The sequence below is a fragment of the Kamptonema formosum PCC 6407 genome (assembly GCF_000332155.1).
Lineage (GTDB): Bacteria > Cyanobacteriota > Cyanobacteriia > Cyanobacteriales > Microcoleaceae > Kamptonema > Kamptonema formosum.
The window spans coordinates 784,635-808,914 of the sequence record NZ_KB235903.1; the positions used below are offsets into that span (position 1 = coordinate 784,635).

Consider the following 24,280-nt stretch of genomic DNA (forward strand, 5'->3'; position numbering starts at 1 on the left):
TGTCTACAGTGAAATCAACTGGACACTCCTACCTCTAAAGGGACGTTGCTCGTGGTACGGTAAAAATTTGTCACAATGTCATTGCAAAGGTAGTGAAGCGATCGCAAAGACTTGAAGTAGTAAAATTATTTTTCAATCCTGGGATTAAATTTAAGAGGTGCAGTTTGAATTTAGTAGGATTAGTTGTAATTGGACGCAATGAAGGCGATCGCCTCCGTCGCTGTTTGCTATCGGCTCAAGGTAATGTGGCGATCGCAGTCTATGTTGATTCGGGCTCGACAGATGGGAGTGTCGATTTAGCGCGATCGCTATCTGCGGATGTAGTTGAACTCGACTTGTCTGCACCCTTTACCGCTGCGCGTGCTAGGAATGCAGGGTTTGCACATCTGCTACAAGTGTCTCCCCAAGTCGAATTTGTCCAATTTGTTGACGGCGACTGCGAGTTAGTACCAGGATGGATCGATCGCGCCTATCAAGAACTCCTAGCTCAACCAGATGTCGCGATCGCTTGTGGCCGCAGACGCGAACGTTTCCCGGAAGCATCGATTTATAATCAATTGTGCGACATCGAATGGGATACACCCGTTGGCGAAGCTAAAGCCTGCGGTGGTGATGCTTTGATGCGGGTTCAAGCCTTCCAAGCAGTAGGGGGGTTCAATCCTGGTTTAATTGCAGGGGAAGAACCGGAACTCTGTTTGCGATCGCGCCAAAAAGGTTGGAAAATCCTCCGCTTAGACGCAGAAATGACCCTCCACGACGCGCAAATTACCACTTTTCGGCAGTGGTGGAAACGTTCTCAGAGAGCTGGCTACGCCTACGCTGAGGGAGCCTGGTTACACGGAAAGGAGCCCGAACGTCACTGGGTGAAAGAAAGCCGCAGCATTTGGTTTTGGGGGTTGATTTTGCCAGTAATAGCATTGGCTGGGGTCTGGCTAACTCATGGCTGGAGTTTGTTGCTATTGAGCGCTTACCCGTTATTGACCTATCGGATTTATACTTATATGCAGCAGCGTAGTTTAGGAAAAAAGGCAGCGGTCTTGTATGCAATATTTTGCAGTTTAGGGAAATTTCCGCAACTACAGGGTCAGATCCAGTTTCACTTAGGTAGATTATTGCGACGACCCAGCAAGTTAATCGAATACAAAGCAGCAACTTCAGCAGAAGCAGCTATTCAGGAATAGCTAGAATAGTTAGGACTTACGCAGTCAATCGCCCAAAGGCTATTAAAAGGGGGGTTGCAAGTTAGACTAAATCCTTGTAGTGTGGGCGTTACGACTTGAAGATATTTTTTCAAGTCGGATCTGGCGATCGCCGCGCCCACCCTACGGCTAATGGTATAGACTTTCAATGTTAGCGATCGCAAAATTTTGATGTATTTCCCCTGCACTCCACCCCAAAAGACATATACAACCGCCAAGGCCTTTAGGAACTTCTGAATTCATGAAACCCTTGATTCTATCCCCATCTTCCCCTTCGCTCCCTTCTTCCCTTCTTCCCCCTAGCCCTGAGCATCCTAGCCCCTAGTCCCTTCTTCCCCTAGCCCTGAGCATCCTAGCCCCTAGTCCCTTCTTCCCCTAGCCCCTAGCCCCTAGCCCCTAGTCCCTAGTTATAAATCCCAGTGTGAGGAGTTTAATCATGCGAGTTTTACTGGTTTATCCCGAATTTCCCAAAACCTTTTGGTCTTACGAAAAAATCCTAGAACTCGTCAACCGTAAGGTATTGCTACCCCCTCTGGGTTTAGTCACAGTCGCGGCCATCCTTCCCCAAGAATGGGAATTCAAGTTAGTCGATCGCAACATTAGAGCAATAACAGAAGAGGAATGGCAATGGGCCGAACTCGTCATTTGTTCCGCGATGATCGTCCAAAAAGAGGACTTGCTGGCGCAAATTCGCGAAGCTAAGCGGCGTGGTAAATTAGTCGCCTGTGGGGGGCCATACCCGACTTCCCTACCAGAGGAACCCCAAGCAGCAGGGGTAGATTACCTGATTTTAGACGAAGGTGAAATCACTTTACCGATGTTCGTAGAGGCGATCGCGCGTGGCGAAACCAGCGGTATATACCGATCCGGCGGCGAAAAACCCGACGTTACCACCACCCCCGTCCCGCGTTTCGACTTACTGGAACTAAACGCCTACGATTCAATGTCCATCCAGTTTTCGCGGGGTTGCCCCTTCCAGTGCGAATTCTGCGATATTATCGTACTCTACGGTCGCAAACCGCGCACGAAAGAGCCAGAACAATTAATAGCAGAATTAGAATTTCTCTATCAATTGGGTTGGCGGCGTGGCGTTTTCATGGTAGATGACAATTTTATCGGCAATAAACGTAATGTCAAACTGCTGTTAAAAGAGTTAAAAGTTTGGCAACAAGAACGTCAATATCCCTTTGTTTTCAACACCGAAGCATCCATTGACTTAGCTCAAGACCAAGAACTAATGGACTTGATGGTAGAGTGTAACTTTAATGCTGTATTTGTGGGAGTTGAAACCCCGGACGAAGAAAGCTTGCAAATGACTAAGAAATTCCAAAATACTCGGAATTCTTTAGTGGAATCAATGGAGGCAATTACTAAATCTGGCTTGCGCGTAATGGCTGGATTTATTATTGGTTTCGACGGCGAAAAACCGGGGGCCGGTTCGCGAATTGTGCGCTTTGCAGAAGCAGCGGCAATTCCCAGCACAACTTTTGGAATGTTACAGGCTTTGCCTCATACGGCTTTGTGGCACAGGCTAGAAAAAGAAGGACGGTTGCGCGGTAAAGCTGGTAACTTGAATCAGACAACTTTAATGAATTTTATTCCCACGCGACCTTTAGAAGATATTGCGCGGGAATATGTCGAGGCATTTTGTGATGTTTACGATCCTAAGAAGTATTTGGATCGCACTTATCGCCACTTCTTAATGCTAGGTGCGCCGAAGGTGAAAAAGCCGTTTAAAATGCCTGATTTAATTGACTTACGAGCTCTTGGTATCGTCATTTGGCGACAAGGAATTAAGCGTAATACTCGCTGGATGTTCTGGCATCATTTATTCAGCATTATTAAACGCAATCCGGCTGTGTGGGAGCATTATTTAACAGTTTGCGCTCATAACGAACACTTCTTAGAATACCGCCAAATTGTGCGGGATGAAATTGAGGCTCAATTGGTTGAGTATCTGGCTAATGAAAAGCAACAGGTACAGCAGCAAACAGTTGCACCTGTTGAGGAAAAAGAACGCGCGATCGCGTAATATCGCGTAAGAAAGAAAGTGGCGGTTAGAAACCGCATCTACACAGACAAAACCCGCCTACGCGGGTTGCATTTCTATAGTCCGCGCAGGCGGACTTCGTTTATGTAGCCGCGAATTCTATTCGCCAAGAAAGAAAGGTGGCGGTTAGAAACCGCGTCTACACAGACAAAACCCGCCTGCGCGGGTTGCATTTCTACAGTCCGCGCAGGCGGGCTTCGTTTGTGTAGCCGCGAATTCTATTCGCCAAGAAAGGTGGCGGTTAGAAACCGCGTCTACACAGACAAAACCCGCCTACGCGGGTTGCATTTCTATAATCCGCGCAGGCGGACTTCGTTTGTGTAGCCGCGAATTCTATTCGCCTGGAGTATTTATTAAATCAGCTTAACTGCACGCAAACCAAACAAAAGTACGGTGGCAACACCCAGCATACCGCCGAACATCACAAAATAAGCTATTGCTCCACTGATAGTCATTTACATTGCTCCATAAAATCAATAACAACTATTGAAACATGGTGTGCGCTACAATACACCCCAAAGGGGATATTAAGATTTAGGTTTTACCATGCAGTCAGTTATTCGTGTTGATTTAGGGTCGCAATCTTACGATATTGCGATCGCATCTGGCGGTTTAGACGAACTCGGCACGCAGATAGGAGCTCTAAATTTAGGCAAAAAAGTCTTAGTCGTCTCTAACCAGATGATATTTCGCCACTATGGGGAAAAGGCGATCGCATCTTTACAAAAAGCAGGCTTTGAAGTCGCCAGTCATATCCTCCCCGTAGGCGAACAATATAAAACTTTAACGGGTCTGCAAAGAATTTACAATTCAGCCTTGGAACATCGCCTCGAACGTTCCTCAACTATTATCGCTTTAGGAGGCGGCGTTGTTGGCGATATGGCGGGTTTTGCGGCCGCAACTTGGCTGCGTGGTATTAATGTGGTGCAAGTGCCAACATCTCTGCTAGCAATGGTTGATGCTTCCATTGGTGGCAAAACAGGCGTTAATCATCCCCAAGGTAAAAATTTAATTGGTGCTTTTCATCAACCGCGATTAGTATTAATCGATCCAGAGGTTTTGAAGACTTTGCCACCGCGAGAATTGCGTGCAGGTATGGCGGAAGTTATTAAGTATGGCGTAATTTGGGATGCAGATTTATTTACACAATTGGAAAAGTGCAAGCGATTAGATCAAATGCGTTATTTTCCCGCCGATTTGTTACCAGAAATTTTAAGTAAGTCTTGCCAAGCTAAGGCTGATGTGGTAAGTAAAGATGAAAAAGAATCGGGATTGAGAGCGATTTTAAATTACGGTCATACTATTGGTCATGCCATAGAAAGTGTAACTGGTTATAAGGTAGTAAATCACGGTGAGGGGGTAGCGATTGGGATGGTAGCGGCGAGTGGATTGGCGGTAGAGTTGGGGATGTGGGATAGTGAGTGCGATCGCCGACAATTGGCTTTGATTCAAAAGGCAGGTTTGCCTGTAAAGTTGCCACCAGGTTTAGATATTGAGGAAATTTTAGAGACTTTGCAAACTGATAAGAAGGTGCAAGATAGCAAAGTAAGGTTTATTTTGCCGACCCAGATTGGTGTGGTGACAATTACGGATCGGGTAACTGCTGATATAATTCGGTTAGTGTTGGGAAGAATGGGGTAGCGATCGCGGATTTAGACAAATTACAAGGATTATACGCGGATATATCCCGACGATTGCAACGGATTATACGCGGATATATCCCGGCGATTGAAACGGATTACACGCGGATATATCCCGGCGATTGAAACGGATTATACGCGGATATATCCCGGCGATTGAAATCGCGCCTACACAAACAAAGTCCGCCTACGCGGACTAATAGGCGTAGCGGACTCAGTTTAATCTGTAATTGGAGTTTTAACCTCTTCCTCATCAAATACGGGGGGCCAAAGGTCAGAGATCGAGAGTTCCCAACCTGGCAACAAATCTGGTAATGTGAGGATATCGTTATTGCCAAAACTCTGAATCGATCCATCGGGGCGATAGACTTCCACCCATTCGCGATCGGGATCGACCAAAATGCCAATTTCTGCACCCTGTTCTAGATACATTTGTAACTTTGCTTGAAGTTTGGGAATGCGATCGCTTTGGGACTTAATTTCGACGACGAGATTCGGTACAACTTCAGCAAAATATCGGACACTGCGGGGTAATCGCTGACGGGAAACAAAGGCGACATCGGGGGCTGTGAGGTCGGAATTGGGTAAAATAAATCCACCGCTAGAGTCAAATACTCGTCCAAGCTGTCGCGATTCTACCCACAACATCAGTCGGACAATTAAGCGAACTCCAACTTCGCTAGCAACAATATCTGATGGCCCCATAATGATAATTTCTCCATCATGTAGCTCTATTTGATAGTCTTTACCATTGGCTTCGAGTTGTGCTTGGATTTCACAGACATCAGCAATGGTCATAGGCATGATGGTATTCCTCAACTGACCGGCCTATGTTCATTGTATAGCAGAAAGCAGAAGTGCTTTAATTATCTACAAGAGTAGAAGAAAAATAAAATCAGGACTTATCTGATGTTCAGCAAATTACTTACAATCTGTCATTGCGAGCGAAGCGAAGCAATCGCAGAGGCCTTGCGATTGCTTCGCTTCGCTCGCAATGACAAGTGCTTCGCTCGCAATGACAAGTATTTAACCGCACATGATATTACGCATCCAACCAAAGAAACCGGGTTTTTTGACGAAAATACTTCGCCTTCACCCACAGATTCTCTCAAAAACCCGGTTTCTCGGACTCCCTGCGTAAGTCATAAAAATATAAAGCAATAGTTTCAGCAATTAAGAACGTCGTAACTATCTTGGCGATTACTATAATTTAAGCTGGTTGAAAATCAGACATTGGGAAAAAATCTGTGCGACCTAAAAATAACCGCAAAAAGCTAGTCTTATTCACAACATTTCTAGTCTCCCTCTTCATCCCTCTGTTTTTGAGTGCAGTTGGATTATTTCTTAGCCTTTGGACGATCGTACCAGCACCGACACTATTTCTATTTCCTTTAGCAGTGGGAGCACCAGAAATCAGTCCTTGGCTGGTGGCTGTGAATGCGATCGCTCTCTTACTAACCATCTTCAGACTACAGCAAGGCTGGCTCTACAACACTTCCCTAGTCTGTAGCTCGATTGCCCTAATCCTCAGTCTACTCCCCCTGCTTCAGTTCCCAGCAGCTAATTCGCGCATAGCGGCTGAAATAAAGTCTGTTCTAGGGGTGGATTATTTAGCAGCCATTCCTCAAGTTGAACAGGCACAACTACGCCCTAAACCCTTTATCTTAACAGATGCCTTCCGGGGAATTCCCCTGCGGGAAGTTCGCACTTCTGACGGCGTTGTATTTGCCAACCCCGACGGGGTACAACTGAAACTAAATCTTTATAGACCGATGCAAACTGGTAAATATCCCGCGATCGTTATCCTCTACGGAGGAGCTTGGCAAAGAGGCAGTCCCAATAGCGATCGCGAATTTAGTCGCTACATGGCCGCCCAAGGTTATTGTGTAGTAGCAATAGATTACCGCCACGCTCCTAAATATCGCTTTCCAGCTCAATTAGAAGACGTAGAAACAGCTTTATCTTATATCCAAACCCACGCCAATGAGTGGGAAATTGATATTAACAGAATTGCTTTAATGGGAAGGTCAGCAGGTGCCCATTTAGCATTACTTTATGCTTATAATTCCCCTACAGTTCCTATTCGAGCAGTAGTGAATTATTACGGCCCAATTAACCTACTCCGAGGATATTATGACCCACCTTTTCCCGATCCATTAAATGTCCGAGCCATTCTGCGTGCTTTTCTGGGAGGAACTCCCGACGAACTCACAGAGCTTTACCGTCAAGCTTCTCCTATCAATTATGTTAAACCCAACCTTCCCCCTTCTCTCCTGGTTTATGCAGGTCGCGACCATATAGTTGAAGCCAAGTTTGGACGCTTTCTCTACAAACAATTACAATCCACTGGCAATCGTGCAATTATGCTCGAAATTCCTTGGGCAGAACACGCCTTTGATGCCGTTTTTAATGGTGTGAGCAATCAACTGGCTTTGTATTACACAGAACGCTTTTTAGCTCATACTCTGAAGTCTTCTAATTACCAACCAAAATAGAGAAATAGGTAACGCCGCCCTCTGGGTGGCGATCGGCTCGCACAAATCCATAGGAATAAGGCAAACTAGAGATTAGCTACAAAAAGTTCTATGATTGCCCATGATTTGGCCATTTAAGCCTCGCTATCGCAAACAAATCGCTCGGATTGAAATCAACGGCGCGATCGCCCAAGAAGCCCGCAAGCGTGTCCTAGAAGCTCTCAAAACCGTTGAAGAGCGCAAGTTTCCCGCCTTGCTGCTGCGGATCGACTCTCCCGGCGGTACAGTCGGAGATTCCCAAGAAATCTACAGCGCCCTCAAGCGCCTGCAAGACCAAGTTAAAATTGTTGCCAGCTTTGGCAATATTTCGGCTTCTGGGGGTGTCTACATTGGCATGGGTGCCCCCCACATCGTCACCAATCCGGGTACGATTACGGGCAGCATTGGCGTGATTATCCGAGGAAATAACATTGAAGGGCTGTTAGAAAAGGTTGGCGTTTCGTTTAAAACGATTAAATCTGGCCCTTACAAAGATATTTTGGCTTTTGACAGAGAACTGACTGAGCCGGAGAAGGAAATTCTGCAAGACTTGATCGATAACACTTATCAGCAGTTCGTGCAAACGGTTGCAGAAGCCCGAAATATCCCGATTGAAACGGTTAAAACTTTTGCCGACGGTCGCATTTTTAGCGGACAGCAAGCTTTAGAACTGGGTGTGGTTGACCGTTTGGGAACTGAGGATGATGCCCGTCGCTGGGCGGCTGAATTAGCAGGTCTTGACCCTGAAAAAACGGAGTGTTGCACTCTGGAAAAACCTAAACCATTTTTAACTCGTGCATTAGGCAGTAGTCTGGATACATCGGGGCTGTCTTCTGCTGGGAATTGGCTAGAATTTGAGCTGTCTGTAAGTGGTCTACCACTTTGGCTTTATCGACCATAATTGTTAACAGTTAGCGGTTAACGGTTAGCGGTTAACGGTTAACGGTTAACTGTTGGTTGAAGGATACTTATAACAATGGAGGATGTTTGCGTGGAGTGGCGAGTAAGGGCGATTCGCGGGGCAACTACTGCCTCAGAAAATTCGGTGGAAGCAATTGCAGATGCGGTGAGGGAACTGTTAGATGAACTAGAAGGGCTTAATGACCTCGACCCGGAAATGATTATTAGTGCTACTTTTTCTGTCACTCGCGATTTGGATGCTATCTTTCCGGCTGCGATCGCGCGCGATCGTCCCCGCTGGGCTAATGTTCCTCTTTTAGATGTTCAGCAAATGCACGTTGAGGGTAGTTTGCAACGCTGTATCCGATTTTTAATTCACATTAATTTGCCAGAAAACCACACTCAAATTTATCATCCTTATTTGCGAGGAGCTAAGAATTTGCGGCCGGATTGGAATTTAGCTAGTGTTAGTTACTCTTAAAGTGTTTGAGGAAAAGCTTGTTGCACCTTCTAGGGTAAGATGAATCTCTATTCAAAAAATTGTCTGTTTTAAAACCAGTCTCGACAACTCCTGCATACCCTCTATACCGAACAGGTGAAATTGCCTTTGGCTGCAATTGGGAAAAATTCCATTGACTCCAGGCTAATTACAGCTAATACTCGGTTTAGTTTTAAGCTATTTTCCCAAATTCTCAAGCAAGACAGCACTAAAAATATCTTTGTATCACCAACTAGCATATCAATAGCACTAGCGATGACTTATAATGGTGCTAGTGGTGAAACTCAGCAAGCAATGGCTAAAGCATTGGAGTTGCAGGGATTGGATTTAAACTCCCTCAACCAAGCTAATGCAGATTTAATTACAGCATTGATTCAGGCAGATCCAACAGTAAATATCTCGCTAGTAAATTCACTTTGGGCAAAACAGGGAGTTCCCTTTAAGCCAGAATTTATCCAGAAAACTCAAACATTTTACAGTGCTGAGGCAAATAACTTAGATTTTACCAATCCAAAATCCCCAGATACTATCAACAACTGGGTTAAGCACCATACCTGCGGTAAAATCAGTCAAATTATTAAGGAAATTCCAGCGGGTTCAGAACTGTTTCTAATTAATGCCGTTTACTTTAAAGGAGATTGGACTGACAAGTTTGATAAAGGAGATACAAAAAACAAGCCTTTTACTTTGGTAGATGGTTCTACAAAGCAATACTCGCTGATGTCTCGAACAGGGTGGTATGATTATTACGAAACCCCTGAGTTCCAAGCAATTAGTATTCCCTACGGCAATGGAAGGTTTAGCTTGTATGTATTTCTCCCTCAGAAAACTTCTAATCTTTCCCAATTCTACCAAACTCTAACTCCTGAAAACTGGGAAAAATCGATGCAGAAATTCACCAAACAAAAAGTAACTATCGAACTACCTCGATTTAAACTCGAATATGAAATTAAACTCAACGGCATACTAAAAAGCTTAGGGATGGGAGTTGCTTTTGATGAAAAACAAGCTGATTTTTCTGGTATGCGTCCAATCCCGCCTAATCTCTACATCAGTGAAGTTAAACATAAAACCTTTGTCGAGTTAAAAGAGGAGGGTACAGAAGCAGCAGCAATAACTTCCATACAGATGTCAGCATCTCCTATTCCATTGCCACACAAACCCTTTGAAATGATTGTCGATAGCCCCTTTTTCTCTGCAATTCATGACAACCAAACTGAAACTATTTTGTTTATGGGTTCAATTGTTGAACCTAATTAAAGAAAGCAATTGGTAGGGAAATTAGCCGTAATTATGCTATTCCCAACCTGCCAACGAGATTTTTCTACCTAAGAGGCATCGGAGGAACGATTGGCTTTATTCGGTTTATACCAATTAAAAAAAATCTTGTTATAACCTTGGCGTTGCTTTTATCCCTAGTTTGTCACTCTAGGAAGAGTAAAATAGAAAGAGAAGTCTAAATGGGAGACACAGACTATGATACAGCCCAAAATTCCACAACCTACCATTAGTTTCATCGATCAATATTGTGAGAGTTATCAAAAAATATTTCCAGAAGTTAGAAGCTATGAAGCCTTTAAGCAAATTATTATGGGGATTTTGACACCAAGCAAGAGAAAAAGTTTAGTAACACTCTCTAAAATAATTGGATTAAAAAATAGTCAATCATTGCATAACTTTTTAACACAATCTCCCTGGAAATCGGAAGAATTAAGAACCCAGAGACTAAAAATTATCTTTAACTGGTTAAAAGAAGAAGCAATTGACATTATTATAGATGAGACCGGAGATCCAAAAAAAGGAAATAAAACTGAATATGTAGCTAGACAATATTTAGGAAGGCTAGGAAAAGTAGACAATGGGATTGTAAGTGTCAATATTTGGAGTCTGGATGCCAGAGGGGGAGGAAGTTAAACAGACTTCTTGGCAAGAATTTGACCGAATATTAAGTAAAGGTCAACAACAAAAAAGATATGTGTGTGAGATAATATTTGGTCACAGGAATAAATATACTTATTGGTATCTAACAACTGATCCCGAAACATTACCAGTCAATAGTACATCTTATGTAATGACTAATATTGACAAAATTAAATATCAAGATGTAGGCAATATTTATGGAGAAAGAACTTGGATTGAATATGGATTTAGACAAAGCAAATCTGAATTAGGTTGGTCGGACTTTCATGTAACCAAATACAATGATATTGCTAAATGGTGGGAATCTATTTGTTGTGCTTTTCTATTGGTTAGTATGAGGGCTATTTCAACTCAGTCTTCGGAATTATCTAACTTATCAAGTTGTCAATCTGAACTAAATAGTTATCTAGCTGAACATCCAGACTGGGATTTCAATCAAGGCTGGAAATCAATGCTAAATAATATGCAATTACTATTATTGCCACTATTAGCCCTCAAATTAGTAAAACCTTGGTTGAAGGTTTTTGAATCTCCTTTATTAGTTAGTAGTTTTAATACTTTAATTAGTCTGGTTAATCTCTGTGCTAATGCTTTAACAGGGACTAAATTAAATGCTTTTCACCAATTTTCTTCTGCCTAGAGTGACAAACTAGGGATATTAGCATCCTTGCCAATTTCGACGGAACAAGAGCTATTAGCACCTTCTAGGACAGCATGAATGTATATTGAAAAAATCAAATACTTTTATGTGATGAAATTAGGGTTGCCCTTGCACTCTCAATCATGCTCCTATTCCCAAATTCGCTGTAAATTCAAGGTAAATCCAGGTAAGACATCCTCGCCAGATAAGGTTTGAGGAAATTTCAAAACCTCCATTTCTTTACCAGGCCGATAAATTTCTACTTCTTGTTTTTTGCGTTTAATTAGCCAACCAAGACGACAGCCATTATCGATATATTCCTGCATTTTTTCTTGAGTCTTGCTAAGGCTATCGCTTGGTGAAAGAATTTCAATTACAAAGTCGGGACAAAGGGGTATAAATTTCTCTCTTTGTTCGGGAGTTAAAGCTTCCCAACGAGATTTTTCTACCCAAGAGGCATCGGGGGAACGATTGGCTTTATTTGGTAGAGTAAAACCTGTAGATGAGTCGAAGACTTCGCCGAGTTGGGTGTGTTCGTTCCATATTGCCAATGGTACAATCGCTTTAACATTACTTCTACCTGTTTCTCCTCCTGTTGGCGGCATAACTATTAATTCTCCTTTGGCGTTTCGTTCTAGTTTTAAATCGGAGTTTTCTTGGCAAAGTTGAAAAAACTGTTCTTCGGTAAGTTTGATGATGGGGTTGAGGTCGAGGGTGATTTGAGTCATGGCAGTTGTGAGAAGCTAGGTTGTCTGGCCAATAGATTCATTTTATACCAATTAAAAAAATCCAGTTACAACCCTGGTGTTGGGTTGAGGAATAAAATCTAACCTAATTTCGGGATCGTAGATAGGACTAAAAAACCCGGTTTCTTAAAGAAGCCGGGTTTTTGTTAGTTAATTAATCAGAAGTTTTGCTATGATGCAACCTAATTCCCAGAAAAATGTCGTATATAAAACTCCAAAAGTCCTTTTTACCTCCTAGTATTCCTAGTGTTTGAGGCGATCCTTTCTCATCTAAAAGAGGTTTGACTGCTTCATAAGCTGGCTTGTAATTATACCAAGGAATGGAAGGCCACAAATGATGAATTAGGTGATAGTTTTGTCCTAAAATTAAGATGTTCAAAATTGGACTGGGGTAAACTCTAGCATTCTTCCAGCGATCGCGTTCCTGAAACGGACGGTGCGGTAAATAATCAAAAAATAACCCCAAAGCCAAACCTACTACTAAGGCAGGGGAAAACCAAAAATTCAGGACGTAACCTAAATGGTCGTATTGAATCGCAATATAAACTATTGCCGCTACAAATAAACGGCTGAAAAACCATTCCCACAGCTCAAATTTGCGCCACAGGCGACGTTTAAAGAAGAAAATCTCGTGGTAAAAAAATCTAGCAGCAATTAGCCACAGAGGGCCACCAGTGGAAACAAAATGATCGGGATCGTTATCTGGGTCATTAACATGAGCGTGATGCTGGATATGCACCCGCGTAAATACGGGGAAAGCGAAGCCCAACATCAAGGCGCTACCATGACCTAAAATAGCGTTAATGATGCGATCGCGATGTGCCGCATTATGAGAAGCGTCGTGTATAACTGTTCCTGCCATGTGTAAGGCAAGCACGTTCAGACAAAAACAGCACCAATCGGGCCAATGCCAACACCAATAACCCACATTAGAAATGCCCAGGATGGCTACTGCGCTCAAAAACAGCAGCAGCGTTGGATTAAAATCACCCGGAGGGCTCAGAAACTCTTTAGGTACTGTCAGTGACCGCCGGGGCTCCGACATTGTTGTTTGTACTCCTTAATATTTCATCCTTGGGTAGTATAGGATACAAACCCCCAACAGTAAAGTTTTTTGACACTCCCACCCCGCTCAGGGGATGGAATTCTTGAGAGCTAAATGCTATTACAGATAAAATAAGTGGGTGCATTGGGATTTTTGTCAAGAGCCGCCTCGGAATTTATTACGCGGCGCGAGAAACCTGAACCGCTACAGCAAACACTTTCGATCGAGGAGAATAATTTTATGCCGTCAAAGCTATTGGCATCGCACCTTTGGAAAATACTGGGTTTGGCAGCAGGGTCAGCACTCCTGACTACTGGCAGTGCTTTGGGATACTCACTCAGTATCAACAATAATTTACCTGTACGGGTAGCTGCGGAACCCTCAGATGCAGATGCAACGACAACTGACCCCCTTGACCCAACTGCTGAGGATGAGTCGCCAACCCCTGACGATGACAGCAAGACAGTTAGCGAACCCCGGTTTACTTGTGAGTTGGATAACGGCAAATCGACGGTAATGTATCATCCTCAAAGCCAACCCAATCAATCTTACCCTTGGGCAATACCCAGCGATCTAGGCGGCGGTTGGTCGTCAGAACGCCGATGCGGTGAGATTAGCAGGCGTTTAGAATCTTACAGACCCGATGGTTTAGATGAACTGCGAACAGGAGTTGAAAACGGTTACAGCGTGATTTGCGTGACCACAGAAAAAAATCCCGATTGTCGGATTGTGCTGACAGTACCCCCAGGGGAAGATCCAAAATTAACGCGCGATCGCGTCTTCCAAAACCTCACCGTCGCCGACAGCGGACAGTCTACCCAAGGTGTCAATACCTTTGTCGATGGGAATACTGGCAGAATCATCGAAAGAGTCTTAGGGATGGATTCACCCAGAAACAGGCGCAATTCTCAGAGTGACAGCATCTACTTGCGACCTTTCCTAGATCGGGCCGACGGCGGTACAGGTACCAGACTGCGAGGCGGTTTGCGGAGTCAACCGGGGCCGCGACTCAATCCCGATAACTTCCGCAACTAGGGCCGATTGGCGATCGCTACTCTTGCATTTAAGAATCAACACCACGATCTTCAAAGTTGGCAGCGCGATCGTCGTCAGAACACTTAATTCCCAAAATTTAGGTATGACAAGCGTTATATCTGGTAAAGTGGCAATGCCCATGCTGCTGCTGACTTTAAAAAATCCTGATTAATTTAGACTTGCGTCAGCGGCATTCTCAATAATGGGATAGCCGAAATAAAAGCCTCTAAGTCATCTGCCCCGTGAATTGATTTCATGCAACTGCAAAATTCCCACCGCCGGACTAAAATTGTCGCCACTATTGGCCCCGCAACCCTGAACCCAAAGGTACTCCGCGATCTCATCGAAGCGGGTGCAACTACTTTGCGCCTCAACTTTTCTCACGGGACTCACGAAGATCACCAGCGAAGTATTCGCCTGATCCGGCAGACATCCTTTGAGCTCAATCAGCCGGTTGGTATTCTCCTAGACCTCCAAGGCCCGAAAATTCGCCTGGGACGCTTTGAAAATGGCTCGATTATCCTTCAAAAGGGCGACCCATTTACTCTCACTAGCCATTTAGTCCCCGGTACTGAGAAAATTTCCTCGATCACCTACGAACCCCTAGCAGATGAAGTGCCGGAGGGAGCATCAATCTTACTTGATGACGGTAAGGTGGAGATGGTAGTGGAGAAAATAGACCGAGTGGCACGGGAATTGTATTGCCGTGTTGTTGTTGGCGGCCCCCTTTCTAATAATAAAGGGGTGAATTTTCCGGGAGTGTATTTGTCAATTAAGGCACTCACTGATAAAGACCGTAAAGATTTGATGTTTGGTCTGGATCAGGGTGTAGACTGGGTGGCACTTTCCTTCGTTCGCAACCCTCAAGATGTACTGGAAATTAAAGAACTAATTGCTTCGGCTGGTAAGCAGGTGCCGGTGATTGCGAAAATTGAAAAGCACGAAGCGATCGAACAAATGGAAGCGATTTTAGCTTTGTGTAATGGTGTGATGGTGGCGCGTGGCGATTTGGGCGTGGAATTGCCAGCCGAGGATGTGCCGATTTTGCAAAAGCGACTGATTGCCAGTGCAAATCGGATGGGCATTCCGGTGATTACTGCAACTCAAATGCTAGATAGCATGGTGAATAATCCTCGCCCGACTCGCGCTGAAATTTCCGACGTGGCGAATGCGATTATTGATGGTACTGATGCGGTGATGCTGTCGAATGAGACGGCCGTTGGCAAGTTTCCAGTGGAAGCTGTGGCGACGATGGCGAGAATTGCGGTACGGATTGAACAGGAAGAGATTACTCGCAATGTCACTGGGGTGGAAGATACGGGCCGGTCGATTCCCAATGGGATTAGTCAAGCGGTGAGCCAAATTGCTGAGCAATTGAGGGCGCAGGCGATTATGACGCTGACGAAGACGGGGGCGACGGCGCGCAATGTGTCCAAGTTTCGGCCGAAAACTCCAATTTTGGCAGTGACTCCCCATGTGGATGTAGCGCGACAGTTGCAGATGGTGTGGGGTGTGAAGCCCTTGTTAGTGCTAGATTTGCCTTCGGCGGGTCAGACTTTTCAATCGGCGATTAGCGTAGCCCAGGAGAAGGGTTTGTTGTCGGATGGGGATTTGGTGGTGATGACGGCGGGTACTCTGCAAGGGGTGGCTGGTTCGACTGATTTGATTAAGGTTGAGGTGGTGACTGCGGTGCTGGGTAGGGGTACTGGCGTGGGTTTGGGAGCGGTAAGCGGGCGGGCACGGGTGGCTTTGTCTGCTGCGGATGTGGGGGATTTCCACAGTGGTGAGATTTTGGTAGTGCGAAATACGAGTGTTGATTTTGTGGAGATGATTCGCAAGGCGGCGGGTGTGGTGACTGAGGAGGCGAGTTTGACTTCTCACGCGGCGATTATTGGTTTGCGTTTAGGCGTACCGGTGATGGTGGGGGTGGAGAATGCAACGCGGGTGATTCGGGACGGTACGATGTTGACTGTGGATATGCAGCGGGGTTTGGTTTATTCGGGGGCGAAGAATTCGACTCCTACTGATGGGGAATTGAAGGTTTAGGGGTGGTTGGGGAAGTTGGCAAGATTCTTTTTTCTTGTCTTCTTCTCTAGTTTTGTGTTACAATTAATAATTGTCTGTGCCGATGTAGCTCAGTGGTAGAGTAACCGATTCGTAATCGGTCGGTCGCGGGTTCAAATCCCGCCATCGGCTTTGGGGATTGTCAGTTAAGCAATTGGTATTTTTCGTCGAGTAATTGGCGGATGCTATGTTAGGTAAAGAATTTTGTGTGCGATCGCATCTGCTAAAGCTACGATTGCAGGTTTGTCCCAACTTAGACTAAGACTAACCAAAATATTAGTTTGACTGGATATACCAGATGATGCGTTCATTTCTTAGGGTCAATTCCTTCGCAAAGGAGGCGATCGCGATCGCTGACATTAGGATTATTCTTTAGATAGTCACGCACGATATCGCAACCTTCTTTTTGTAATCCTTCGAGATCCATTTTCCACAATCTTAATCTACCATCATCACTGCCAGCGGCAAGGTATTTCTGATCGGGACTAAAGCTTACTGAATAAATAGGGCCTACTTCTACATTAATAGTATTCAGCAAAATACCATCCCGATTCCAAATCTTGATAGTATGATCCTTACTACCAGAAGCGATCATTTGACCGTCACGGCTGAAACTTATACTCTGAACTTCTCCTGAATGTCCGTAAAGGTTTTTTAGCAATTTACCCTTTTTATTCCAGAGTTTAATTGTCTGATCTGCACTAGCAGAGGCAATAATTTTACCATCGAGGCTGAAGTTTACATCTGTTACGCTATTTTTATGACCCTCAAGACCATCAAGAGTGTTCAATAGTTCACCATTCTTACTCCAAAGTTTAACTGTCTTGTCAGCACTTGCCGAAGCTAAAGTTTTCCCATCGGGACTAAATCTAACTCTATACACTGAGTCATTATGACCTTTAAGAGTATGTTGTAAATTACCATCTTTACTCCAAAGTTTTATTTCTTTATCAGAACTTGCGGAAGCAATCATCTGACCATCAGGACTAAAAGCTACACCTTGAACATATTTGCTATGACTAGACTGATTACTACAATTTTTTTCTTTAGATTGGATTGAATGGTCTGTTAAAGTTTTGATCAAACGACCATCAGAGTGCCACAATTTTACAGTGCAATCCCAACTAGCAGAGGCAATAATTTTACCATCAGGACTAAAGGCTACTCCTTTAACCTTCTCATTATGGCTAAATTTGGGGCTTTCGCATTTGGAGTCTAGTGCTTTATTCAAATTAGGATCTACCAAATCCTTACATAGACTATTACCATTTATAGCTCTCTGTTTAACAACTTTGGACTCGCTAGCTGAAGCAATAATCTGACTGTCAGGATTAAAACTGATATCCCAGATAGATTGCTCCCCTCCACCAAAAGCCTGCGAAGCTTCTTGTTTGTTCCATAATTTCACTGTATTATCTTTACTAGCCGAAGCAATAATTTTACCATCTGGGCTAAAACTTACGCCCCATAGTCCTTTTTCATGCCCATTAAGAGTTTCTGGTGTAGTGACAGGTTTATTCCAATACCAAAGTATAATCTTTTTATCCCAAGTAGCTGCTGCAATTACCTGGTTATCGGGACTAAAACTTACCCCTCTAACAAAATCTTCAGACTTTTTGAGACAACTAATGGCAACACCATTTCTTTTTTCTTTTACTCCGTTCTCACAAATCCTTTTTACCTCTTTTTCCTCTAGCTTAAAATTTAGATCTTTGATCCAATCTATGGACTTACTTTCTTTACGCCAGAGTTTAATAGTACCATCACGACCTCCTGTAGCTAACATCGTTCCATCATGGCTAAAATCTATACTCCAAACTGCTCTTCCGTCTCCCGTTGGTTTTCTATCATACTCTTTAAGAGTACCCAGTAGTTCTACATTTTTGAATTTGCCATCGTTGCTTCTCCAAAATTTGACAGTGTTGTTACCACCACCAGTGGCGAGGGTTTTGTTATCTTTAAAACTCATGCTTAAAACCCAACCTTGATTAACTTGTTTTGCCGGAATAGTCTTCAATAGTTTGCCATCCAAACTCCAGAATCTAATGGTTTCGTCTTCACTAGATGAAGCAATTATTTGTCCATTGGGAGTGAATTTCAAGGCACGAATAGGGGCGCTATGTCCTTTTATAGTTTTTAGAGAACTTAGATTAACACCATCTTTTTGCCAGAGTTTAATAATTCCATTAGCACTACCTGAAGCAATGATTTTACCATTTGGGCTAAAACTTGCACTCAAAATAGTATCGCTATGCTCCTTTTTAAACTCTTTCAACAAGTAACCCTCTTTAGTCCATAGTTTTATTGTTTTATCCCGACTTGAAGTAAGAATTTGACCATCTGGGCTGAAACTAACACTTCTTACATCATCCTGATGTTTCTCTAGGCGATTAAACTCTCGCACATCATAAACAGCCTGTCTCAAAGTAGTAACAACTCGCATTTGGCTATCACTTGCTGGGAAAAATGCTTGTTTTAACTTCTTTGTAGCTCTCAAGCTTTCTATTAAACCATCCAACTGTTTTGGTTTTATCAATAAGAGTTGTTCGGCAAATTGAGTAAAGGTATTTATCTCTATTTGTTGCCTTTGCCAAAGTGCAAACACTGAGAAACCTAATACAGCACAAACGGCACCACCAATTACACCTGCAATAATACGCTGTTCTAACTTTATTCGGCGTTCCATTTCTTGTTTTTCTTGTTTTTCGCGATCGCGCAGTGCTACACTAGCATCAATAAATTGGTTTTCCTGTTCTTGTAAACCACCAACATTTTTAAAAGCATCGTTACTTCTAAACTCTACAACATGATCTAATCGAGAGCCTTTCAAGAGTTCATCGTTAGCCTGTGACGCATTTTCTAAGCAGATTTTTTGCCACCTTCTGGCTTCACCAGCCAACCAATTCCTCAATATAATTGCTTCTTTTTCTTGCTCAATCCAGCCCTTTAAAACATCCCAAGATAATAGCAAAACTTCATGGGCAATTTCTACAGTTGCAGATTGTTTTAGAGGAGAAGGGTTACTAATTAGTAATTTGGAGCTTAAATTTTCACTACTACTAACCAGCAAATTTGCCTCAATAAATTTTTTGATAGTATTTTTAACTGATTCACCCACAAACTCATGCTGATAAGCTTGTCTACTAACTGTTTTACTGCCTGAATCAGTTTCAATGATATTCACTAATCTTAAAAATATTTGCTTAGTAGCTGTCTTTTCCTCTTCATTGAGGTTTTTATATATGTCGTTTATATGCTTTTGTAGTGCGCCTCTTACGCCTTCTAATTTTTCATAACTTTTTTTAGTTAAGGTGCGTTCTTCAATATTAAGACGACCATCAGCACTAATCGTTTCGCATTCACTTTGCCAAAGCAAATTCAGGGTGTACTGCAATAAAGGAAGGAACCCTTTTTGTCCTTCAACTTCTTTAATAATTTGTTCAACCAATCCTGCTTCAAATACAACTCCATGTTTAGCTGCGGGTTGCTCAATCGCCTGTCGCAATTGCTCCGGGGACATCTCTGTTACTATATGAATATTATTTTGATTTGCAATTTCACCTAAGTCTGGATAATAACTTAATTGCTCTAAAAAATCAGCGCGTATTGCTACAATAATTTTGACACAACTATCGCCTGAATTAGCAGTTTTTACAATACCTGCAATAAAGTTTTGGCATTTTTCTGCGTCTTGATCTGAGGTGAATAGTTGCTCAAATTGATCGACAAAAATCAACCACCGTTCATCTCTTTTCTTTAACGTGCTAATCACTTTAGTCAGTGTATCTGCCTTGGCTTCTAGGGCAATTTCAGACTCTAACTTACTGAAGTTATAATCTTTTTCCTCACTCAGTAAGCACCGATATAGGGAGTCAAATGGATCTTGATTCGGCGTAAAAATGAAGTCATAAAATATTTGATACTCCAAAGATTTTTTTAACTCAGGAACTAACCCAGCCCGCACGACAGAGGATTTACCACTGCCAGAAGCACCTAAAACTAAACTTAAGTTACTGCGATTTACTGCTTCAAATAATCTAGCAATGAGTTTATCTCTACCAAAAAAACGATCTCTATCCTTGAAGTTAAATCTTTTTAGCCCTTGATAAGGTGAATTCTTATTTAGCTTTCGCTGTGTTACTGCCTCAATGGAAGACTGGATAATCTGAGTCTCGATGATGTTCTGAACTGGTGCAAAGGTCAAGTCACCACGAACGTTAGTATCTTTAATCAGGTTTTCTTGTTCCTGAAATTGGCGATCTGGAGTTGATTGGCCCATGCTAGTAACACCTCTGATGTTTTAGCGATTATAGAGGCACGTTTGGCTGTTGATTCAGCTAAAGCCAGTAATGCCTTTCATCTTTGTTGTAGTGTATATATTGTCTGTTGAGCTCAGCTTTTCTTAACTCTTCTTACCTTCTTGCACTGGCTTAAATTCAAAGTTTCCACCAACAGTTACACCGCTGACTGTGTTGGTTTGAGTTTGAGTAATTATCTCCTGTCCACCTGGTTGTTCTTTAAGTTTGCTGAGTAAATCTTGAGCCAACTTGACAATCTCAGGATCGTCATTAACCTTGGCGTTTTCAACTTCTTCTTGTAAAGTAGCTTTACGACCTTCAGAATCAGGCTTTTTTTCTAGTTGTTCGACTGCATTAACTACGTCACTTTGAGCGCCAAATTTCTTATTTAAGGCAGCTTTGAGAGCTGCATAAGCATCTGCGATCGCATCTTTAGCCACAGGAATAGCAAGACCAGTCACAATCGCGGTAGTAATTGCGTCCATATTTTCTCCCTCTCTGTGAATTTTATAATTTATCTTATTTTTGCCCAGTCATCATTATCTCATGCTTGACGATACCACTGCCCAGTTCTTTAACATCTTTTAACATCTCAGCCTTACACAGATCGCACCAAATTTATCCGCAATTACCAATTACCAATTACCCTCTTTCATTCTTCCTTTTTGCCTCTGTTGCAACTGCTTTCAACTTACTATAAAAGTCAGTATGTTTCACAGGATGAGCCGCAGAATCAACATCTCCTAATTCATTACTACTATCAGATTCCTCAGAATTAGACTCACTTATAGCCTCGCGATCGGAGGCAACTTCTGCACTCTTCTCCGTCCAATTTAAAATAGTAAGTTCACCGCCAGACTTGCTAACTTTTACTCCTTCCTCCTCCTCTTTTACCTGATTCAAAACAGGGGATTGACGGGGCGGTAATTCAGAGGCAGCCGGAGTTTCCCATCCTGGTAAATCTATCTCTTCTTGGGGCTGCGTAGCCTCCTCTTCAACTGTCGAATCCAGCGGAAAACTGCTGCAAACTAAACGTTCAAATTCATGATTGAAATGATAGAGAGGTTGACCGCGCCGCTGCCACATAGCTAATAAGTGTTCAACAGAAACGGTTTTGTAACGCCCTTGATAAAGGGCTTCAACGACTGCTAAACGCAACCAATAGGCCGGGTAAATGGTCAACCATTCACCCACCAATTCCTCAACTGTGTCCCCGCTGATGTCAAAACTGTAGTGAACCAGCAGAGACGCTGCCTGTGCAGATATAGCGGTAACATCTGTCATTGTTAATTGTTAATTGTTAATTGTTAGTTGTTGGTTGTTGGTTGTTGGTTGTTTTTTTTCGTTATGTTTTGTTGATTGTTTTTTGGCAGCACTTTCTAAGTAATTTAGGTAAGCGTTTAGCTTCGGTGACAATTCATCAATAATGGGCTTGAGCTTGTTTACTTGTTCATTTGTCAATAGGTGCCGAACATAAGCTCGTCTTAACCAGTGCCTTGTTTCATACAAAGAACCTCTCGCTATTTTTACAAAACGTTGATTGTCCTGAAAACTATATCGACCATTTCCTTCAGCAATATTAGCACCAATACTATCGGCTGCGCGAACAATTTGCTTGCCAACAGTATCTTTAGAAAATTGATTCCATTCTTCTACAATATTCCAGATTTTATCTGCTAATTTTTCCGCAAGTTGATAAACCTGTAATTCTTCAAACTTAGTTCTTTCCACCTTCCCCTCCTAACAACTAACAACCAACAACTAACAACTAACAACTAACAACTAACAATTAACTAATCTGATAGCCGTACACCTCCTTCAACAGTTCGCACACCAGAGAAAGGTTCGGGAGTACCTAGCCAGTTGAAGTCGCTGATCCGAAAGGTAAAGCTGCCGATTTGACGCTGCGGGTTAAAGCGCAAGATCAATCCGTAGGTGCGATGGCTATATTCCAAAGTGTAGTCTGTACTGATAACTTCACTGCTTTCTAAGTTAATCGCTGACTGAAATCCAACTCGGAAACCTCCAAAAACTTGTTGCACGATTCCAAAGGAGAGGATTCTCAAATCCACTAAGCGATCGAATAAATATGGCGATAAGCCATCCCGTGCTACCTGCGTGTAAGTCACGTTAAATGCAGTGTAGTCTAAATATCTGCGAGCGAAATGACCAAATTGCCCTTGGATGCCAATACTACCAGCAAGGGAGTTTTGCGAATCGCCGTTGCTGTAAATGCTGGTAACGCCCCTGACTCCTAACGCCAGTTGCACGAAGGGAACTACTGGCCTAGCTGTGTACCTCAAACCCTGTGTCGGGGTGCGGGGTAAGGGTTGCCCACTCCACAGGTTAAAACCGCGACTGACGGCGATGCTGGCTTGAAAGCGGTTGAGATCGATGCGGTTATTGGGCCGGAATAGGGGGAGTAAATCGGGCCGATCGCTCTCAGCATTGATAAACTGATAGCCTACTTGATAGCTAACATTGATGCCGCTGTCACCCAAAGGAATGACGGGGGAGGCTAAGACTGCGCCGACGCTACTATGGACGCTTTGATATCCCAAACTGCCGTTAAATAAGCGATCGCGAAAGCTGTATTCCCCCGTTAGCGTGTGGTTGCCCACATATTGCCGCAACCGCAAGTTACCCCGAAAGTCCTCTTCGTCGAGATTGGGGAATTGGTCAAAGTTGAGAATTTGCGCTGTCCCTTGCAGTTTTGTCCGCGAGCCCAAGTCGGCACTCAAGCTGGCCCTCATCCCGTAATTGTCTGGGAAAAAAGGGTTGTTATCGTGTTTCTCGATCGCCCTCTGAATGTAAAACTGGGGAGTAACATTCAGTTGCACTGGCCCCCCAGTAAATACATCCAAGGAACATTCAGCATACAATCCACCGCGATCGCCCCCATCGAAGCCAAATGTCCAGCAAGGGCCACTCCGCCTGCGGCTATCAAACACTTGCCGCTGGGGAAATATAGGTATTTTAATCGCTTGGTCAAAAACCAGGCGCGGCTTAGTTGTTACTAATTCTTGTGCAGTAGGCGAAATCTGCCTAATTACCGCCCGTTGGGCTCTGATCTCAAATTCTGGCGGCGAAAACGGATCGTTAGTCAGTCGAATATTAGTCGCTACCCTACTGCCATCGGGTAAAATATCGAGCCTTTCAGCTTCAAACCGCACGCGGTTAACAGTACCGACGACTTGCGGAAAGGTGAAAAATTGCCCTCTCCTACCGCCAATTATAACGTTAGCACCGGGAGTGGCCCTAATTCCGCGCACGGGTTGCTGGCTGAGAATGCGATCGCTGAGGGGTTCGTCTAAAAGCCCGCCAGCACTAATATCTGTGGGCAATGTTGGGGCGAGATCGGAACCTGCGGTGGGGATAAAAATCTCGCCTTTGGCTTGTTCAATCGCGCCTGAGTTTAAACCTAAATTGTATTCCATGCGATCGCCGCGCACGACTTGCTGCCCTCGCCTGTAGGCAACATTACCCTCCGCCACTACTTGCCGTGTCAGTAAGTTAACCACTGCGCGATCGGCATCGATTACACTTTGCTGAAACCTAACAATGACATTACCGATCGCCGTTACTATTTGCTGGCGATCGTCGAATTCTTGTCTATCAGCTTTAATCTCTACCGTATCAATACTACGAGGAACGGGGGGACGGGGAGATGGGGGAGATGGGGGAGATGAGGGGGATGGGGGAGATGGGGGGATGGGGAGATGGGGAGAGTG

Annotated in this window: 22 protein-coding genes and 1 tRNA gene; 12 read left to right on the forward strand and 11 right to left on the reverse strand. The window is 43.7% G+C overall.

What is annotated here, in order from left to right; all coding sequences use genetic code 11:
* The first annotated feature begins 164 nt into the window (after positions 1–164).
* Positions 165–1,181, forward strand: coding sequence for a glycosyltransferase family 2 protein (locus OSCIL6407_RS0108515; RefSeq protein ID WP_007355315.1), 1,017 nt, complete (start codon positions 165–167; stop codon positions 1,179–1,181).
* Here the strand turns inward: OSCIL6407_RS0108515 and OSCIL6407_RS34070 are convergent.
* Positions 1,172–1,417, reverse strand: coding sequence for a hypothetical protein (locus tag OSCIL6407_RS34070; RefSeq protein WP_148288843.1), 246 nt, complete (start codon positions 1,415–1,417; stop codon positions 1,172–1,174). The genes OSCIL6407_RS0108515 and OSCIL6407_RS34070 overlap by 10 nt on opposite strands.
* A 218-nt stretch (positions 1,418–1,635) precedes the next feature.
* On the opposite strand from OSCIL6407_RS34070, the gene OSCIL6407_RS0108520 reads away from it, so the two are divergent.
* Complete coding sequence (locus OSCIL6407_RS0108520) at positions 1,636–3,231, forward strand: B12-binding domain-containing radical SAM protein (RefSeq protein WP_007355314.1); 1,596 nt, start codon at positions 1,636–1,638, stop codon at positions 3,229–3,231.
* Between the two features lie 371 nt (positions 3,232–3,602).
* Here OSCIL6407_RS0108520 and petL read toward each other — a convergent pair whose 3' ends face one another.
* A complete protein-coding gene (gene petL, locus OSCIL6407_RS0108525) occupies positions 3,603–3,704 on the reverse strand; it encodes a cytochrome b6-f complex subunit PetL (RefSeq protein WP_019487116.1) in 102 nt (33 codons plus the stop codon).
* Between the two features lie 91 nt (positions 3,705–3,795).
* Between petL and aroB the strand changes: the two genes are divergently transcribed.
* Positions 3,796–4,890, forward strand: a complete 1,095-nt coding sequence (gene aroB / locus OSCIL6407_RS0108530) for a 3-dehydroquinate synthase (RefSeq protein WP_007355312.1) — start codon at positions 3,796–3,798, stop codon at positions 4,888–4,890.
* A gap of 218 nt (positions 4,891–5,108) precedes the next feature.
* Here aroB and OSCIL6407_RS0108535 read toward each other — a convergent pair whose 3' ends face one another.
* On the reverse strand, positions 5,109–5,693 hold the full coding sequence (locus tag OSCIL6407_RS0108535) for a Uma2 family endonuclease (RefSeq protein ID WP_007355311.1): 585 nt from the start codon (positions 5,691–5,693) through the stop codon (positions 5,109–5,111).
* A gap of 443 nt (positions 5,694–6,136) precedes the next feature.
* Between OSCIL6407_RS0108535 and OSCIL6407_RS0108545 the strand changes: the two genes are divergently transcribed.
* From OSCIL6407_RS0108545 to OSCIL6407_RS36985, 6 genes are all read left to right on the forward strand, one after another.
* On the forward strand, positions 6,137–7,384 hold the full coding sequence (locus OSCIL6407_RS0108545; RefSeq protein ID WP_007355309.1) for an alpha/beta hydrolase: 1,248 nt from the start codon (positions 6,137–6,139) through the stop codon (positions 7,382–7,384).
* Positions 7,385–7,484: 100 nt separating this feature from the next.
* On the forward strand, positions 7,485–8,303 hold the full coding sequence (gene sppA, locus OSCIL6407_RS0108550) for a signal peptide peptidase SppA (protein ID WP_007355308.1): 819 nt from the start codon (positions 7,485–7,487) through the stop codon (positions 8,301–8,303).
* 75 nt (positions 8,304–8,378) lie between these two features.
* The gene (gene aroH, locus OSCIL6407_RS0108555; protein ID WP_007355307.1) at positions 8,379–8,783 is read left to right on the forward strand and encodes a chorismate mutase; all 405 of its coding nucleotides are present in this window, start codon (positions 8,379–8,381) and stop codon (positions 8,781–8,783) included.
* 114 nt (positions 8,784–8,897) lie between these two features.
* Positions 8,898–10,061 carry a serpin family protein gene (locus OSCIL6407_RS0108560; RefSeq protein ID WP_157135560.1) on the forward strand — a complete coding sequence of 388 codons (1,164 nt, stop codon included), beginning with the start codon at positions 8,898–8,900 and terminating at the stop codon, positions 10,059–10,061.
* Between the two features lie 216 nt (positions 10,062–10,277).
* The gene (locus OSCIL6407_RS30440; RefSeq protein ID WP_051045168.1) at positions 10,278–10,715 is read left to right on the forward strand and encodes a transposase; all 438 of its coding nucleotides are present in this window, start codon (positions 10,278–10,280) and stop codon (positions 10,713–10,715) included.
* Positions 10,672–11,361, forward strand: coding sequence for a hypothetical protein (locus OSCIL6407_RS36985; RefSeq protein ID WP_234709937.1), 690 nt, complete (start codon positions 10,672–10,674; stop codon positions 11,359–11,361). Before OSCIL6407_RS30440 ends, OSCIL6407_RS36985 begins: the two co-directional genes overlap by 44 nt.
* A gap of 149 nt (positions 11,362–11,510) precedes the next feature.
* Here OSCIL6407_RS36985 and OSCIL6407_RS0108570 read toward each other — a convergent pair whose 3' ends face one another.
* Positions 11,511–12,089 carry a Uma2 family endonuclease gene (locus tag OSCIL6407_RS0108570; RefSeq protein WP_007353726.1) on the reverse strand — a complete coding sequence of 193 codons (579 nt, stop codon included), beginning with the start codon at positions 12,087–12,089 and terminating at the stop codon, positions 11,511–11,513.
* Positions 12,090–12,261: 172 nt separating this feature from the next.
* Positions 12,262–13,152 (reverse strand): beta-carotene hydroxylase, encoded by an 891-nt coding sequence (crtR, locus tag OSCIL6407_RS0108575; protein WP_007353725.1) that lies wholly within the window; start codon positions 13,150–13,152, stop codon positions 12,262–12,264.
* Positions 13,153–13,287: 135 nt separating this feature from the next.
* Here crtR and OSCIL6407_RS0108580 point away from each other — a divergent pair, with 135 nt between their 5' ends.
* The 3 genes from OSCIL6407_RS0108580 to OSCIL6407_RS0108590 all read left to right on the forward strand — a co-directional run bounded on the left by OSCIL6407_RS0108580 (position 13,288) and on the right by OSCIL6407_RS0108590 (position 16,383).
* On the forward strand, positions 13,288–14,187 hold the full coding sequence (locus tag OSCIL6407_RS0108580) for a COP23 domain-containing protein (RefSeq protein WP_007353723.1): 900 nt from the start codon (positions 13,288–13,290) through the stop codon (positions 14,185–14,187).
* Positions 14,188–14,442: 255 nt separating this feature from the next.
* Positions 14,443–16,233 carry a pyruvate kinase gene (gene pyk / locus OSCIL6407_RS0108585; RefSeq protein WP_007353722.1) on the forward strand — a complete coding sequence of 597 codons (1,791 nt, stop codon included), beginning with the start codon at positions 14,443–14,445 and terminating at the stop codon, positions 16,231–16,233.
* A 78-nt stretch (positions 16,234–16,311) separates the two neighbouring features.
* A tRNA-Thr gene (locus OSCIL6407_RS0108590) sits at positions 16,312–16,383 on the forward strand.
* Positions 16,384–16,436: 53 nt separating this feature from the next.
* Here OSCIL6407_RS0108590 and OSCIL6407_RS37745 read toward each other — a convergent pair.
* From OSCIL6407_RS37745 to OSCIL6407_RS30450, 6 genes are all read right to left on the reverse strand, one after another.
* Positions 16,437–16,562, reverse strand: coding sequence for a hypothetical protein (locus tag OSCIL6407_RS37745; protein WP_019487118.1), 126 nt, complete (start codon positions 16,560–16,562; stop codon positions 16,437–16,439).
* The gene (locus OSCIL6407_RS0108600; protein WP_007353721.1) at positions 16,559–20,530 is read right to left on the reverse strand and encodes an nSTAND1 domain-containing NTPase; all 3,972 of its coding nucleotides are present in this window, start codon (positions 20,528–20,530) and stop codon (positions 16,559–16,561) included. The genes OSCIL6407_RS37745 and OSCIL6407_RS0108600 overlap by 4 nt, the downstream gene beginning before the upstream one ends.
* Positions 20,531–20,653: 123 nt before the next feature.
* Entirely contained in the window at positions 20,654–21,034 is a 381-nt protein-coding gene (locus OSCIL6407_RS0108605) for a hypothetical protein (RefSeq protein WP_007353720.1), read from the reverse strand.
* A gap of 157 nt (positions 21,035–21,191) precedes the next feature.
* On the reverse strand, positions 21,192–21,833 hold the full coding sequence (locus OSCIL6407_RS0108610) for a hypothetical protein (protein WP_007353719.1): 642 nt from the start codon (positions 21,831–21,833) through the stop codon (positions 21,192–21,194).
* A gap of 9 nt (positions 21,834–21,842) precedes the next feature.
* Complete coding sequence (locus OSCIL6407_RS0108615) at positions 21,843–22,280, reverse strand: four helix bundle protein (protein WP_019487119.1); 438 nt, start codon at positions 22,278–22,280, stop codon at positions 21,843–21,845.
* Between the two features lie 62 nt (positions 22,281–22,342).
* Positions 22,343–24,280 (reverse strand): DUF3769 domain-containing protein (locus tag OSCIL6407_RS30450; RefSeq protein ID WP_019487120.1); only part of this gene is annotated, 1,938 nt, incomplete at its 5' end.